At 55.3% G+C, this 13,446-nt stretch carries 10 protein-coding genes; 4 read left to right on the top strand and 6 right to left on the bottom strand.

What is annotated here, in order from left to right:
- Nucleotides 1–8: 8 nt before the first annotated feature.
- Both HNR65_RS06335 and HNR65_RS06330 read right to left on the bottom strand, forming a co-directional pair.
- Nucleotides 9–2,417 carry a sucrose synthase gene (locus HNR65_RS06335; protein ID WP_181550639.1) on the bottom strand — a complete coding sequence of 803 codons (2,409 nt, stop codon included), beginning with the start codon at nucleotides 2,415–2,417 and terminating at the stop codon, nucleotides 9–11.
- A 140-nt stretch (nucleotides 2,418–2,557) separates the two neighbouring features.
- Nucleotides 2,558–3,556, bottom strand: coding sequence for an aldo/keto reductase (locus tag HNR65_RS06330; protein WP_181550638.1), 999 nt, complete (start codon nucleotides 3,554–3,556; stop codon nucleotides 2,558–2,560).
- A 168-nt stretch (nucleotides 3,557–3,724) separates the two neighbouring features.
- Here HNR65_RS06330 and HNR65_RS06325 point away from each other — a divergent pair, with 168 nt between their 5' ends.
- Entirely contained in the window at nucleotides 3,725–4,186 is a 462-nt protein-coding gene (locus tag HNR65_RS06325; protein ID WP_181550637.1) for a ferritin family protein, read from the top strand.
- 2 nt (nucleotides 4,187–4,188) lie between these two features.
- On the opposite strand, the gene HNR65_RS06320 is transcribed toward HNR65_RS06325, so the two are convergent.
- The gene (locus HNR65_RS06320; protein WP_181550636.1) at nucleotides 4,189–5,553 is read right to left on the bottom strand and encodes a DEAD/DEAH box helicase; all 1,365 of its coding nucleotides are present in this window, start codon (nucleotides 5,551–5,553) and stop codon (nucleotides 4,189–4,191) included.
- Nucleotides 5,554–6,846: 1,293 nt separating this feature from the next.
- Here HNR65_RS06320 and HNR65_RS06315 point away from each other — a divergent pair.
- Nucleotides 6,847–7,704 carry a hypothetical protein gene (locus HNR65_RS06315; RefSeq protein ID WP_181550635.1) on the top strand — a complete coding sequence of 286 codons (858 nt, stop codon included), beginning with the start codon at nucleotides 6,847–6,849 and terminating at the stop codon, nucleotides 7,702–7,704.
- Here HNR65_RS06315 and HNR65_RS06310 read toward each other — a convergent pair.
- Genes HNR65_RS06310 through HNR65_RS06300 form a run of 3 tightly spaced genes read right to left on the bottom strand, consistent with a single transcriptional unit; the run spans nucleotide 7,691 to nucleotide 10,480 of the window.
- Nucleotides 7,691–8,833, bottom strand: coding sequence for an ABC transporter permease (locus tag HNR65_RS06310; protein WP_181550634.1), 1,143 nt, complete (start codon nucleotides 8,831–8,833; stop codon nucleotides 7,691–7,693). The two genes, HNR65_RS06315 and HNR65_RS06310, sit on opposite strands and share 14 nt — an antisense overlap.
- Nucleotides 8,826–9,755 carry an ABC transporter ATP-binding protein gene (locus tag HNR65_RS06305; protein WP_181550633.1) on the bottom strand — a complete coding sequence of 310 codons (930 nt, stop codon included), beginning with the start codon at nucleotides 9,753–9,755 and terminating at the stop codon, nucleotides 8,826–8,828. The genes HNR65_RS06310 and HNR65_RS06305 overlap by 8 nt, the downstream gene beginning before the upstream one ends.
- Complete coding sequence (locus HNR65_RS06300; RefSeq protein WP_181550632.1) at nucleotides 9,752–10,480, bottom strand: MerR family transcriptional regulator; 729 nt, start codon at nucleotides 10,478–10,480, stop codon at nucleotides 9,752–9,754. Before HNR65_RS06300 ends, HNR65_RS06305 begins: the two co-directional genes overlap by 4 nt.
- 193 nt (nucleotides 10,481–10,673) lie before the next feature.
- On the opposite strand from HNR65_RS06300, the gene HNR65_RS06295 reads away from it, so the two are divergent.
- Both HNR65_RS06295 and HNR65_RS06290 read left to right on the top strand, forming a co-directional pair.
- On the top strand, nucleotides 10,674–12,491 hold the full coding sequence (locus tag HNR65_RS06295; protein WP_181550631.1) for an acyl-CoA dehydrogenase: 1,818 nt from the start codon (nucleotides 10,674–10,676) through the stop codon (nucleotides 12,489–12,491).
- 28 nt (nucleotides 12,492–12,519) lie between these two features.
- Nucleotides 12,520–13,290 (top strand): enoyl-CoA hydratase/isomerase family protein, encoded by a 771-nt coding sequence (locus HNR65_RS06290; protein WP_181550630.1) that lies wholly within the window; start codon nucleotides 12,520–12,522, stop codon nucleotides 13,288–13,290.
- The last annotated feature ends 156 nt before the right edge of the window (nucleotides 13,291–13,446 follow it).

Here is a 13,446-nt window from a genome sequence, read left to right as displayed (position 1 = left end):
CCCGCTTATCAGTGTTCCATGGCCTCGGCCCGGGGCTTTAAAAGCAGATGGTAAAGCAGGTCGCAGTACCGGTCCAGCTTGACCATCCCCTCCCGGGATTCAGTGTAGCGCCAGAACCCGTAGAGCTTGGTAAGGGAAAAAAGCTTGTGGCTGTAGCGGGCCCAGGTGTATTTTTCCCGGATCCGGGCCATGCCCTTTTCCGAAACCTGGTGCCATTTGTCCGGGTCTTCGGCAAACCCGGAAACAAACCGCCAGATGCCCTCTGCCATCAAATCCGGCTGACTGGTGTTTAACAGATACCCGCTTTTTCCGTCTTCAATAATCTCGGACGGGCCGCCGAAAATAGGACCGAAAGTGGGCAGGCCGCACTGCATGGCTTCGAGCACGGTCAGGCCAAAGGCCTCAAAAAGGGCCGGCTGGACAAACATACCCCTGCTGTCGGCAATGATCCGGTAAACCTCCCCGGTTTCCGCCTTGGACACGCTGGGCAGCCAGCGGATATGCCCCTGCAAATCATGGGCGGCAATCAGCTCATACATGCGCCGGATCTCGTTTTGCTCTTCTGCGTCATCTGAATTTTCAATGTGGATCGTGCCTGCGGCCACCACCAGGTTGCAGTGTTTTTTAAGCTCCGGATGCATGCCGAAAGCTTCTACCAGCCCGGTGATGTTCTTGATCCGGTCCAGGCGCGCCATGGTAAACAGCGGGGGTTTGTCCGGATTTTCCAGATAACCGTGGACATCCCCGGATTGCTCTGAAAAAAGCCGGGTCTGCCAGTAGGCCTGCTGGCTGGCGGACCTTCGGTGGGTTTCGGTATACGGGAAATAATTGTCCTCATCAACTCCCGGCGGCACCACGTTGAACTTGGGATTAAACAGGTTGATGCCGTTGACCACCTGGTAGAGCCCGGGCATGGTATAGAACTGGTAGGACTCGTACTGGCCGAACCGGGTTTCTGTGCCGGCAATTTCCTGGTAGGTGCTGGTGATGATGAAATCCGACTTGTTCATGGAAAGCAGATCCGCGGTAAACTGGCAGGAAAAATGATAATCTTTTTCCATCTCCTTCCAGTACAGATCCGAGAACAAATACTTGGTCTTTTCCAGGGCATGGGCGATGGTGCACTGGATCACATTCATACGGTCTGACAACAGGGTGGCCACCAGGTTGCCGTCTGAATAATTGCCGATGATCAGATCCGGCCGGCCCTCAAACTCAGCCAGCAGTTCCCGCTCGCAGTCCCTGGCAAACCGATCCAGGTAGGGCCAGATTTTAAAGCGCGACACCCAGTCCTGAACAATCGCGCCCTGGCTGTCATAAAACGGAATGCGAAGAATATAGGCATGTTCCGTGCCGATGATATCTTCTTTTGGCTGATTGCATGTCGTGTTGCCGGAATTGGGAATCAGGCGGGTGACCACCAGCACCCGGGGGGTCACGTCAATGCCGGCCAGTTCAAACTCCCGGATCATGTGGGCCTCCAGCGCCCGCACCTGATCAAGGATATAGATCACCTGGCCGCCGGTGTCGGGTTTGCCCAACACGTTTTCCTGGGCAAACCAGCCATGAGGGGTTAAAACAGCCACTTTGGAAATCATGGGCACCCTGGATATGAAATTTTCCAGATCCGCACTTCGCGGCTCATAAAAAAGCGCATGTAGAAGCGACATGGTCTCCCGGATCCGGCCTGCGGTGTTGCCCCATCCCGGTTCAAAGCCCCGGCTCTTGAGCTGAGGCTTGAGTTTCTGATGGGGTAGATTTTCATCATGATTGCCCAGGTCATCAATGGTTTCTTCCAGGGCAGACAGAAAATCATCCAGGGAATCGAGAATATCCGGATTGACCAGCAGCTGCTCGCCGTTGATCCGGTGGATGCGCAAAAACTCGAACAAATCCCGGCCCCAGTCCTCGGGCTTTTGAAACAGGTTGCTGGACATGTAGCGGTTTAGGAAACTGATGCCGTTGCCCACGTTCTTGACGTTCTTGATGGTGGGCGCATAATCGGAAAAAGGCAGAAAATCCAGCTCCAGGGCATCGCGGTTGGACCGTGGGGTATTGTCGCAAATGTATGCGTCCTTGTAATCCAGGTAGCGGTTTACCGAAATTTTCTGCATTTGCTTTCGGTCCGCGCTGAGCCGGTAGATATTGTACCGGGCCATAGTGTAGCGGTGCAGAATCAGCACAATGCTGTCTGGAAACAACATTTCCGGCACCCGGGCCAAAAACCGGCCAACAGCCGAGTTTTCGGCAAAATCGGATTCCTTGTCGTTTTCCCGGCACCACTTGAGCCAATTAAGCCAGATATCGTTTCGCAGCAGATATTTGCTGCCGGTGCCGGTCAGATAATATATGAAATCGGAAAAATCTTGCTGCTCTGCTTCAGGGATCAGCTTTGAAATCAGATTTGTGGGGGACATGGGCGCCTCCTTTTGCAATGCCGTGCCGGCCTGCTTTTTTATTGCAGGGGCCGGATTTTCAGGCCCCTGCATTCCCTTGATGCCATAATGGGTGCAAACCGATCCGTCAAGAACAAATTGCGCGGCCGTGCCCCGGGATTTTATTCTGACTGGCGCGCCGGCGGGGCCATGAATTCAGGTCCCACCGGGTCGGAAATGGCCTGGGCAAGGATCTGATCCATTTCAGCAAAATCTTCTTCTGCCAGCTGCCATCCGAAAATATCCGGCAGGGGTTCCATCTGCTCCGGCCTTCGGCCGCCCCAGAGAGCAACGCTTGCACCCTTGTCCAGCACGTAGCGCACGGCAAGATGAAGGACCTTTTTGCTGTATTTCTTCTCGGCCAGGTTTTGCAATTGTTTAACCGCTTCAAGATACTGAGCGAATCTCGGGGATTTAAACTTGGGATCCACCTTGCGCAGATCATCTCCGTCAAACTGCTGATCCGCTGTCATTTTTCCGGAAAGCAACCCGCGGCACAAAGCCCCGTAAGTGAGCGTGGCAATGCCGCTCTGGATGCAATAGGGAAGAATATCGTTTTCAATGGCCCGCTCAAACACGTTGTAGGGCGGCTGGCAGACCGCCAGGGGAGCCGCTGCCCGGAAGGCCTCCATTTGCTCCACGGTGTAATTGCTGACGCCAATGGCCCGGATCTTGCCTTCATCCACGAGCTTTGCCATCACCTCTGCGGTCTTGTCAAAGGGCACCACAGGATCGGGCCAGTGGATCTGATAGATGTCAATGTAGTCTGTCTGCAGCCGGCGGAGGCTGTCTTCGATCTCCTTGCGGATCCGCTCAGGGCTGGAATTGCGCCAGACCTTTTTCTGGGCGTCATCCCATTGCAGCGCCACCTTGGTGGCCAGAATGAGCCGGTCTCTCTGGCCGTATTCGGCCACGGCCTTGCCCACGATCTGCTCGGATGTGCCAAAGCCGTAAACCGGGGCGGTATCCACCAGATTGATGCCCTTGTCCAGCGCCGCATGAATGGTGCGCACCGATTGGGCCTCATCTGTGCCGCCCCACATCCAGCCGCCGATGGCCCAGGTGCCCAGGCCCACGCGCGAGGCCTTTTGATCCAGTCCGTGAATCTTGGTATACTCCATTGATCTGCCTCCTTTTATTGGGGTTCATGCAACACCAATACTGATAATCATATAAAAAATGTCGTCAAGAAAACCATTGCACAATGGGATTGAAAATACCGGCCGGATACCATAGACTGATCATGACATCGCGGTTGGAAAAAGTATATCACAGGAAAGGATTGTTTAATGAAGCCAGGGTTTGAAACCATTGCGGAAGTTATCGACTTTGCGGTCACACGGGAGGAAGAAGCCCGCCAGTTCTACATCCAGCTTTCCCGGAAGGCGCCGGACCCCTTCATGCAGCAAATCTTCATGGATTTTGCCCATGAAGAGCAAAATCATCGCGACACCCTGAAAAACCTGGATACAGGCGGACTTGAGCGCATTTTCAGCCGGATCATGGAACCGGTCAATGACATGGGCCTGGCTGAAATCGCCCCGGATACCAATGCGGACACAGATATGGACTTCAAGCAGGCCCTGGCTTTGGCCATGAAGCGGGAGGACAAATCTGAAAAGCTTTATTCACTGCTTGCGGAAACTTGCGATGATGACACCATCAGCCTTGTGTTTGTGGGACTGGCCAGGGAAGAAGCCCGCCACCGCAGCCGCATTGAGCGGGCTTACAGCGCCCTGTACCAGCAATAGCATCAGTTTCTGCGCCGCCGCTTTGGGGGCCGGCCGGAGCCGCCCTTTTTCTGGCCGCCGCCCCGGGGATCATCTTTTGATCGGGGGTGTTTTTTGCGCGGCGGGGCATCGGGCATGACCAGCCATTCCTCGGGCGGTTCGATGCAGGCCAGCTTGCGGCCCAGGTACTCCTCAATGGCCGGGATATAGAAAGCCTCGCCCTCGTCTGCAAAGCTGATCGCCGTTCCCAGGGTGCCGGCCCGGCCGGTTCGGCCGATGCGGTGAACATAATCTTCCGGGTCATGGGGCAGCGTAAAATTGACCACATGATTCATACCCTCGATGTGAATGCCCCGCCCGGCCACATCGGTTGCCACCAGCACCCGGATTTTTCCGGACTTGAAGGCCGCAAGCCGGGACATGCGCTTTTTCTGATCCACATCCCCGGAAATCATCTCGCAGTTGATCCCGTAGCGGGAAAAGGTCTCGGTCAGGCGCCGCACTTCATCCTTGCGGTTGCAGAAAATCAGCACCTGCTCAAGGCTCTGCTTTTCAATCATGTTGTAGAGCAGGCCGAATTTTTCCTCCAGCGTCACGATATAGACCACTTGGTCCACGGTATCCACAGCCACCTGCTCGGGCTCGATTTCCACTGTCACCGGGTCTTTGGTCCACTGGGCGCACAGGCGCATGACCTCGCTGGTAAGGGTTGCGGAAAACAGCAGGGTCTGGCGCTTGTCCTTGGGCGGTGTGGAATGGATGATCTTTCGGACATCCGGGATAAAGCCCATGTCCAGCATCCGGTCGGCCTCGTCAATAATGACGGTTTCCACCTTTCCAAGGAAAAGATCGCCCCGGCGCTGGAAATCCAGCAGCCGGCCCGGGGTGGCCACCACAATATCGATCACTTCCCGGCGGAGCTGAGTTTGCTGCTTGACGTAATCCATGCCGCCGAAAATCGACAGGATCTTTAAGTCGCAGTATTTGGCCAGCTGTTCGGCCTCGTCACTGATCTGCATCACCAGTTCCCGGGTGGGTGCCAGTATCAGCACCCTGGGGGTGCCTTTTTTCCGGTTTTCATCCAGGGGACGGTTCCAGAGCCTTGAAATCACGGCAATGAGAAATGCCGCGGTCTTTCCGGTTCCGGTCTGGGCCCGGCCGCTGGCGTCTTTTCCCAGCAGGGCCGCGGGCAGGATATCGCCCTGGATCGGGGTGCAGCGCGTAAATCCCAGGTCGCTGATGGCGCGCATCAGGGGCTCCGGGAGGTCAAATTCATCGAATCGGAAAGGTTCTGGTGCGGGGACTGCGGTTTGCCGGACTTTTTCTTCTTCTTTGGCATCTTCGGGGGCCGGATCATCGGTCCGGTCCATCATTTTTCGTTCTTTCATCTACTCTCTTTTTTTCGTGGTTAAATGTGGTTAAGGATAAAAATTTATAATTATATCATAATATTTTTGAACTTTTAGTGCAAGCCTTAAATACAGGTCCCTTAAAGTTGGCCACAGGGCGTTCTTCCGCCAAGCCGCCACCTTCGCCGCAGGAGGCGTGAAAACGGCAGCATCGGCATAGCCAGGGCATAAGCAGCTTGTTCCGGTTTTCGCATGAGCCGCGTCGGGTGCGATTTGTTTGTCTGCGGCTCGCTTTCGGGGATCGTCCCGGGACTTTGGCTGGAATTTTTAAAACCTGGGCTCATCGCTCTCAGACAGTTTAAAATTCCGGACGCCAAAGCCCCGGTCCGATCTTTTGCCGAAACCGCGCCAATGCAGCCAAACAAACCACCCCCGCCCCGGCTCATGGCCAACTCTCTGGAAACAAGCGGGAACAATTGTTTTTTATCAAGAGTTCCTTTGAATTTGAATGCCGATTTAGAGTGAACCAGTCTGGAAGGGTATTTCCACTTTGTTTTTCAGACTTATCGAACTTGGGAATGGTTTCCAAGGAAGCCCGGAGGGCGGGGGCGGGTTTTTGAAGCGACATTGAGCGTTTTTGCGAAGAGATTCAGCCGATGCCGGAGCCGGAAAATTTCAAATTGTCTGAGGCCGACAGGCCGAGTTTTTGAAATTTCGGCGGAGGCATCGGCTGAATCCGCAAAAACGCTCAGGAGCGAAAAAATCCGCCCCCGCCCGCCGGGCTTCCTTCCCTCAAAGGCACCACTTCCATTGCAGGGCACATGACGACAACATCGGGACAATCAGCTTGTTCCGGTTTTCGTATGAGCCGCGTCGGGTGCGGTTTGTTTGTCTGCGGCTCGCTTTCGGCGATCGTCCCGGGACTTTGGCTGGAATTTTAAAAACCCGGGCTCATCGCCCTCAGACAGTTTAAAATTCCGGACGCCAAAGCCCCGGTCCGATCTTTTGCCGAAACCGCGCCAATGCAGCCAAACAAACCACCCCCTCCCCGGCTCATGGCCAACTCTCTTGAAACAAGCGGGAACAATTGTTTTTATCGGGATATCCTCTGAACTCGAAGACTGATCGATGCGAAAGGCTATTTCCAAGGTGTTTAACAGAATTATCCGATTTGGACGTGGCTCCCCAAGGAAGCCCGGCGGGCTTCCCTCCTCCAAACCCGCAAAATACTGCTGCAGCGATAAGCACAAAAACATTTCCAAGTTCTTTTGCCTGTGCTATCGGTTAAGTCTTTTTATGTCGCACAGAAAAAAAACCAACGGGAGCCGGACAATGGGCACCACAACTGTTTTGCCCGCCATTTATGCATCCAACCTGACCCTGGCTGTTTGCTTTGTATGCATGGGTGCGGGCCTGATGTTCCTGCGCCGGGTTGCCGGCGCAATTGCGGGGCCCGGGTACTGGGCTGCCGGGCTTTTTCTCAATGCAGCGGGATTTGTTGCCTGGGCTGCCACCATCACGGACTGGAACCGGGAATTTTTCCTTCTGGGGGAACTTTTGCACATCATCGGATTTGCAGCCCTGGTTCTGGGCATTTACCGCTTTATGGGAAAAGCCTTTCAGCGGCGGCATTTTGCAGGCGGATGCGCCCTGGCCGCCATGTGGATTTTTGGCCTGATGATCATGCCCCAGCACCGGGTTGGCGGACTCTTTCTGATCATGCTCTTTCGAACCCTTATATTTGTATGGGCCGGGCAAATAATTTTAAAACAGGCCTCCAGCGGATCGCAGGCCGGCCGGAGCATGGCCGGATGGGGGCTTGTGGCCTGGGGTGTGTATGCGGCCTGCGCACCCGTAATCTGGCAGTTTTCCTGGCTGCGGCCCATGGCTGTGGGACTGCCGGCCGGACTTCACGTGGTGGTGGTCATGGGTATGGTGCTTTTGATCATCGAGCAGATGCAGGCCCGGGCCGAAGCCAGCGAACAACACGCACAGCGCCTCGAAGGACTGCTACCCATCTGTGCAGCCTGCAAAAAGATCCGGGATGACCGGGATGTATGGCACCCCATTGAAGGCTATATCCAGCACCGCTCAAAGGCCGAGTTCAGCCACAGCATCTGCCCGGACTGCGCCCGCAGGCTCTACCCAGAGCTTGATATCTACCCCGGCACACGGCCTAATGCCACTTAAATATCCGCAGCCCCAGGAAGAAAAACACCGCGCCCATGGCGGCCAGCACGACCGTTGGCATGGCTGTTTGGGCAAATCCGGCGCCTTCGTTAAACACCGCCCGAAGTCCGTCGAGAAAAATGGTCAGGGGCAGCATCTGAATAAAATCAATGCTCCAGTCCGGAAAATTGTGATAGCTGAAAAAAATCCCGGACAAAACAGCCATGGGCATGACCACCGCGTTGACCAGCCCGTTTCCCACCTCGGTGTTGGCCGTGCGCGAACAGGTAAAAATGGCAATACCGCAAAATGCAATATTTCCCGCAAAAAACAAGGCCGCCAAAGCGCCGATGCTTCCCTGGACGGCAATGTCAAATACTATGCAGACAAAGACAAACAGCAAAACCGCCTCGATCAGGTTCATCCCGATGCGCACCGCCATAAGGGTCATGAGAAAATGAGATTTTTTCATGGGCGTGGCCACCATCCGGCGCAGCAGCTTTTTTGAGCGCTTGTCAATCATTCCGTAACTGATGCCCCACATGCACGACATCATCACGTTCATGCAGATCAGACCCGGCACCAGAAAATCGATATACCGGGTGCCGGTCACCGTCAGGGGGGAGATTTGGTCCCGGGCGCCCCCACTTTCCTCCGCCCTGCCCTGCACGGCAGCTGAAAGCTTCAGATAGGCCAATTCCGCCTCTGGATTGCGGGGGTCAAAATGGTATTGGATCCCTTTGTTTTCCACCGGGCTCATGACCAGGTTAAGCTTGCCCCGCTTGATCTCCACCATGGCCGATTGCCAGTCAGTCCGGACAAACTCAAACCGGGTTGTGCCCAGTTGGCTGTCCTCCAGGGTCATCTGCCAGGCCGGGCTGTGGTTTTCCGGCAAATCCAAATCCCCGGCCCTGTTGTCCAGAAAACTTTCCAGCCCTCTGCCATTGCCGGGAACTTCGGCATTGCCCAGGACAACGCCCACGCGGTAGACGGTTTCACCTTGCTGGGTAAAGGCCAGACCCAGGCCCAGAGAAATGAGAATGGGAAAAACAATCCCCCAGAAAATCACCGCAGGCTCACGAATCACCTCCCGTGCATGGGCGGCAAACAGATGACAAATCTGGTGCCGGGATAAGACAGACTCAGTCATGAAGGCGCCTTCCTGTCATTTCGGTAAACAGATCATCCAGGGTCTTTCTCCGGCACTCCATGTTTTTCAGATGCAGCCCCCGGTTTTTGAGAAAATCGAGAAAAACCGGAAGCTGATGCTCGATATCGGAAATGGCCACCGTGCCCCGGCCGGCAACCGAATCCCACTGCACGGCAAACGGGGCGTTTTCCAAAAGCTCCGGCCCGGCGTGATCCGGATTGTCGATGGTAAACTCGATGATTTTTTCCGCCTGTGTATCTTCCAGCAAATCCTGCAGGCTTCCTTCCCGCAGAACCCTGCCCTGGTCCATGATCTGGATGTGCTCGCAAAGTTTTTCTGCTTCTTCCATATAATGAGTGGTCAGCACCAGGCAAGTGCGGGTGTTTTTTTTCAAATCCAGCAAAATTGACCAGATCTCCCGGCGGGCGTTGGGATCCAAACCCGTGGTGGGTTCGTCGAGCAGCAGCACCTGCGGATTATTTAACAGCGAAATGCCCAGTGCCAGCCGCTGACGCTGGCCGCCTGACAGATGCACCACCCGCTGGCTGTGCTTTGCCGCCAGCCCGGACAAGGCCAGAATCTCTTTTACCCGGGCTTTGCCCAGGCCGAAAAAGGAGGCAAACAACCGCAGGGTTTCCCATACGCTTAATTTGTCCATAAACCGGGTTTCCTGGAGGCAAAGCCCGATTCGCCGGCGCAGGTATTGTTCATTTCCCTTCCACGGCCTTCCCAGAATCCTGATCTCCCCATGGTCGGGTGCCTGGATGCCCTCGATCATCTCCACCAGGGTGGTTTTGCCTGCGCCGTTGGGCCCCAGCAAAGCGGTGAACTGACCGGGGCGGATCCGCAGATCCACACCATTTACCGCCTTGACCCCGTTGAAGGATTTATATACGTCTATCGCTTCAATAAGGGAATTCATTCGTTTTCTTCATCCTTCCGGCGCTCTCCGATTTCCTGAAAATACCGGCGGTACTGCTCTTTGACCATTTTCCGGTAGATGTGATAAAAAAACAGGCTCATGATCTCGGTTGACTGGCTGCTTTTTTTACGCAGCTCCCCCCGGGCCATCTGCTCCCAGCCCAGGTCCATGAACCGCTGGACATTTCTGGCCACCAGGTCCCGGAACAAGTCGGTGAAGTTGCGCAGTTCTGCCGGATCAAAGCCGTCTCTGGGGCCGATGCCGATGCCGTCCATGTCCACCAGCAGCCTGCCGATGATCACGTCATCCTGGGAATAATACGGCTTTCCGCTCCGGTTTTCGCTTGTGATAATCCCCCATTGCTCCATTTTGTCAAGCCATTTTTCACTGATGCCCGTGGCCTCGATAAAAGCCGCGCGCCCGGTGACCCCGCCGGAAAGCAGCTGATCCAGGGGCCGGATGTACTCGGAAAGAAACATGAAAGCCGACCGGTCTGCGGGCGACTGCTTGTTGTGCTTTTTCATCAGCTTTTTGATCACGGGTATGGGCAGAAAATAATTTTCCCGAAGGGCCTTTATCAGCCGAACCTGCTCCACGAAATCCGCTCCGTAGTCGGCCTGGTTGGTGCCGGTTTTTTCCGGCCTGGGCAGCACTCCCTCGCGGATGTAATAATGAATGGTTTCCTTGGAAACCCCTGTTTTTTTGACCAATTCGCTGATTTTCACGCTATGTGTCTCCGATTTTCCAAATTTTCCGTCTCTATCTTTTTTATTGACAAAGATGGTCATGGGAGTATTTTGTCTGACTATCGTGTAGCATACTACACGTTTTTTGCAAACATGTTGTCTGCATTGGCAGCCCGCCGCCGGCAGCCGGCATTATTTTGTACCATTACACCGCGAAAGGAAACAAATGATTATGGCACAGCAACTGGCAGACAGAAGAGACATTGATTTTGTCATCTGGGAGCAGATGAACGGCGAGGATCTGCTCACGTATGAGCTTTACAGGGATTTTAACAAAAAAACCTGTGACATGATCATCAACGAGGCGCGCAACCTGGCCGTAAAGGGGCTTTTGCCTACCCTCCAGGAAGGCGACCGCCAGGAAGTGCGTTTTGAAAACGGCCAGGTCCGGGTCCCGGATTCTTTTCACCGGGTTCACAAACTGCTTCTGGAAGGCGAATGGGGCAGCCTGGCCCCCCCTTCAGAAATGGGCGGCCAGGGCGTGCCCGGACTGGTGGTTTCTGCGGCCAGCGAATATTTCATGGGCGGCAACTGGGCCCTGTACTCCTACACCACCATGGGCAACGGCACCGCGGACATGATCCACAAATACGGCACAGAAGAGCAGAAAAAAGCCTACGTGGAAAACCTGGTATCCGGCAAGTGGGGCGGGACCATGCTGCTGACCGAACCCGAGGCCGGCTCGGACGTGGGTGCTTTGACCACATCCGCAGTGCGAAATGACGACGGCACCTACAGCCTGACCGGTAACAAGATCTTTATCACCAACGGCGAGCACGACTTGTGTGAAAACATCATCCATCCGGTACTGGCCCGCATCGAGGGCGATCCCGCGGGCAGCAAGGGCATTTCCATTTTCATCGTGCCCAAGTACCTGGTCAACGAGGACGGCTCCCCGGGCGAACGAAACGACATCGTGTGCACGGGAACCGAGGAAAAACACGGCATCCATGCAAGCGCCACCTGCAGCATGGCCATGGGATCAAAGGGCAAGTGCGTCGGCTACCTGCTGGGCGAGGAGCGCAAGGGAATGCGCATCATGTTTAACATGATGAACGGCGCGCGCATGGCAACCGGCCTGCAGGGCCTGGCCTACGCGTCTGCAGCCTACATGCAGGCTGTCAATTACGCACGGCAGCGCGTCCAGGGCCGGGACATGAATGATTATTTCAACCACGAAGCCCCGTCCGTGCCCATTATCAACCATCCGGACGTACGGCGCATGCTGCTGTGGATGAAATCCTACGTTGACGGAATGCGCAGCCTGTTCTACTACACCGCATCCTGCCGCACCAAGGCCTCTCTGGCGAAAACAGAGGAGGAACGCGAATTTTTCGACGGCCTCTATGATTTTCTCACACCGGTGATCAAGGACTACCTGTCGGTTCACGGCCACGAGGTCTGCGTCCAGGCCATCCAGGTCTACGGCGGTGCGGGCTACACCAAGGATTATCCGGTGGAGCAGTATGCCAGGGACTGCAAGATCGCCTCCATTTACGAGGGTACCAGCGGAATCCAGGCCATGGACATGCTCGGCCGCAAGCTGGGCATGAAAAAGGGACAGGTTTTCGGCGGGCTGCTCGGGGAAATGCAGAAAACCGTGGCTGAGGCCAAAAAAAATGACGAGCTTGCCGGCCTGGCCGAAAAGGTGGAAAAGGCGGTCAACCGTTTGGGCGAAACCGCCATGGGCCTTGGCCAAAAAGCCATGTCAGAGGAAATAAAGGTTGCATTCGCCCACTCCTGGCTTTTTCTGGATGTGATCGGAGATGTGCTGCTGGCCTGGATGCTTTTGTGGCGTGCAAAAACAGCAGCGGCAAAGCTCACGGGCAAGGTCAGGAAAAAAGACCAGGCATTTTACCAGGGCCAGATCAAAACCGCGGAATTCTATGTCCGCACCGTGCTGCCGCTGGCCATGGGCAAACTCGAATCCATCAGCGACTGCTCGGCCGCCGCCATTGAAATCGATGACGCGGGTTTTGGCGGTCTGTAATCTTTTCAACCCAACACAGGAGGAAACCATGTCAGAGGAACTCAATCTTCTGGAAATCAGCGACCACATCGCCTGCATCACCATGAACCGTCCGCCGGCCAACGCGTGGAGCCTGGCGGCCATGGAGGATTTTGAAAAAAAGCTCGACACTTTGGAATCCGACAAAAACGTCCGGGTCGTGATTCTGACAGGTGCCGGAGACAAATGCTTTTCCGCCGGCTTTGATGTCAAGGACGCCGCCAATTCCGACAAAACCGGCCCCCTGGGCCAGAAGCTGTGGCGCCGCATCGATTGTTTTGAAAAACCATTTATTGCCGCCATAAACGGCCATGCCTTCGGCGGCGGCCTGGAACTGGCCCTTTGCTGTCATTTCCGAATTATGGCTGACGCACCCAAGGCCCGGGTGGGGCTGACCGAGCTCAACCTCGGCATCATTCCAGGCTGGGGCGGCACCCAGCGACTGATGCGGGAACTGGGCCGGAGCCGGGCCCTGGAAATGATTTTGCTGAGCAAGCGCATCTCTGCCGCAGAAGCCGCAGAAGCCGGACTGGTGCACCAAATCGCATCCCCGGAAAAACTCATGGAACAAACCCGTACCTTTGCCGCATCCCTGGCCCAGCGGCCGCCTGTTGCAATGGGCTGCGTATTAAAGGCCATGGCAGCAGGTGTTTATCATGGCATTGACGCGGGCCTGGAATCTGAAAGCGAAGGCAGCCGGGTTGCTTCCGCCTCCAAGGACGCCACAGAAGGCTTTACCGCGTTTCTCGAAAAACGGCAGCCGGTATTTAAGGGAGAATAAAAAGCAGGAGACGCTTGCACTGCAGCCGGGCACGGGCGTCGGCGATCTGAAATCTGTGGATAATGGCTTGCTTTTTGGGCTTATTTGAGCAATACTAAAAGATTGACAGTAGCCTTAGCGTTGTTTTCGTTTTGCCAAATTCACTTGCGGAAGCCC

It is taken from the genome of Desulfosalsimonas propionicica (assembly GCF_013761005.1).
Taxonomy (GTDB): Bacteria; Desulfobacterota; Desulfobacteria; order Desulfobacterales; family Desulfosalsimonadaceae; genus Desulfosalsimonas; species Desulfosalsimonas propionicica.
This window is presented reverse-complemented; position numbering and strand designations above follow the sequence as displayed.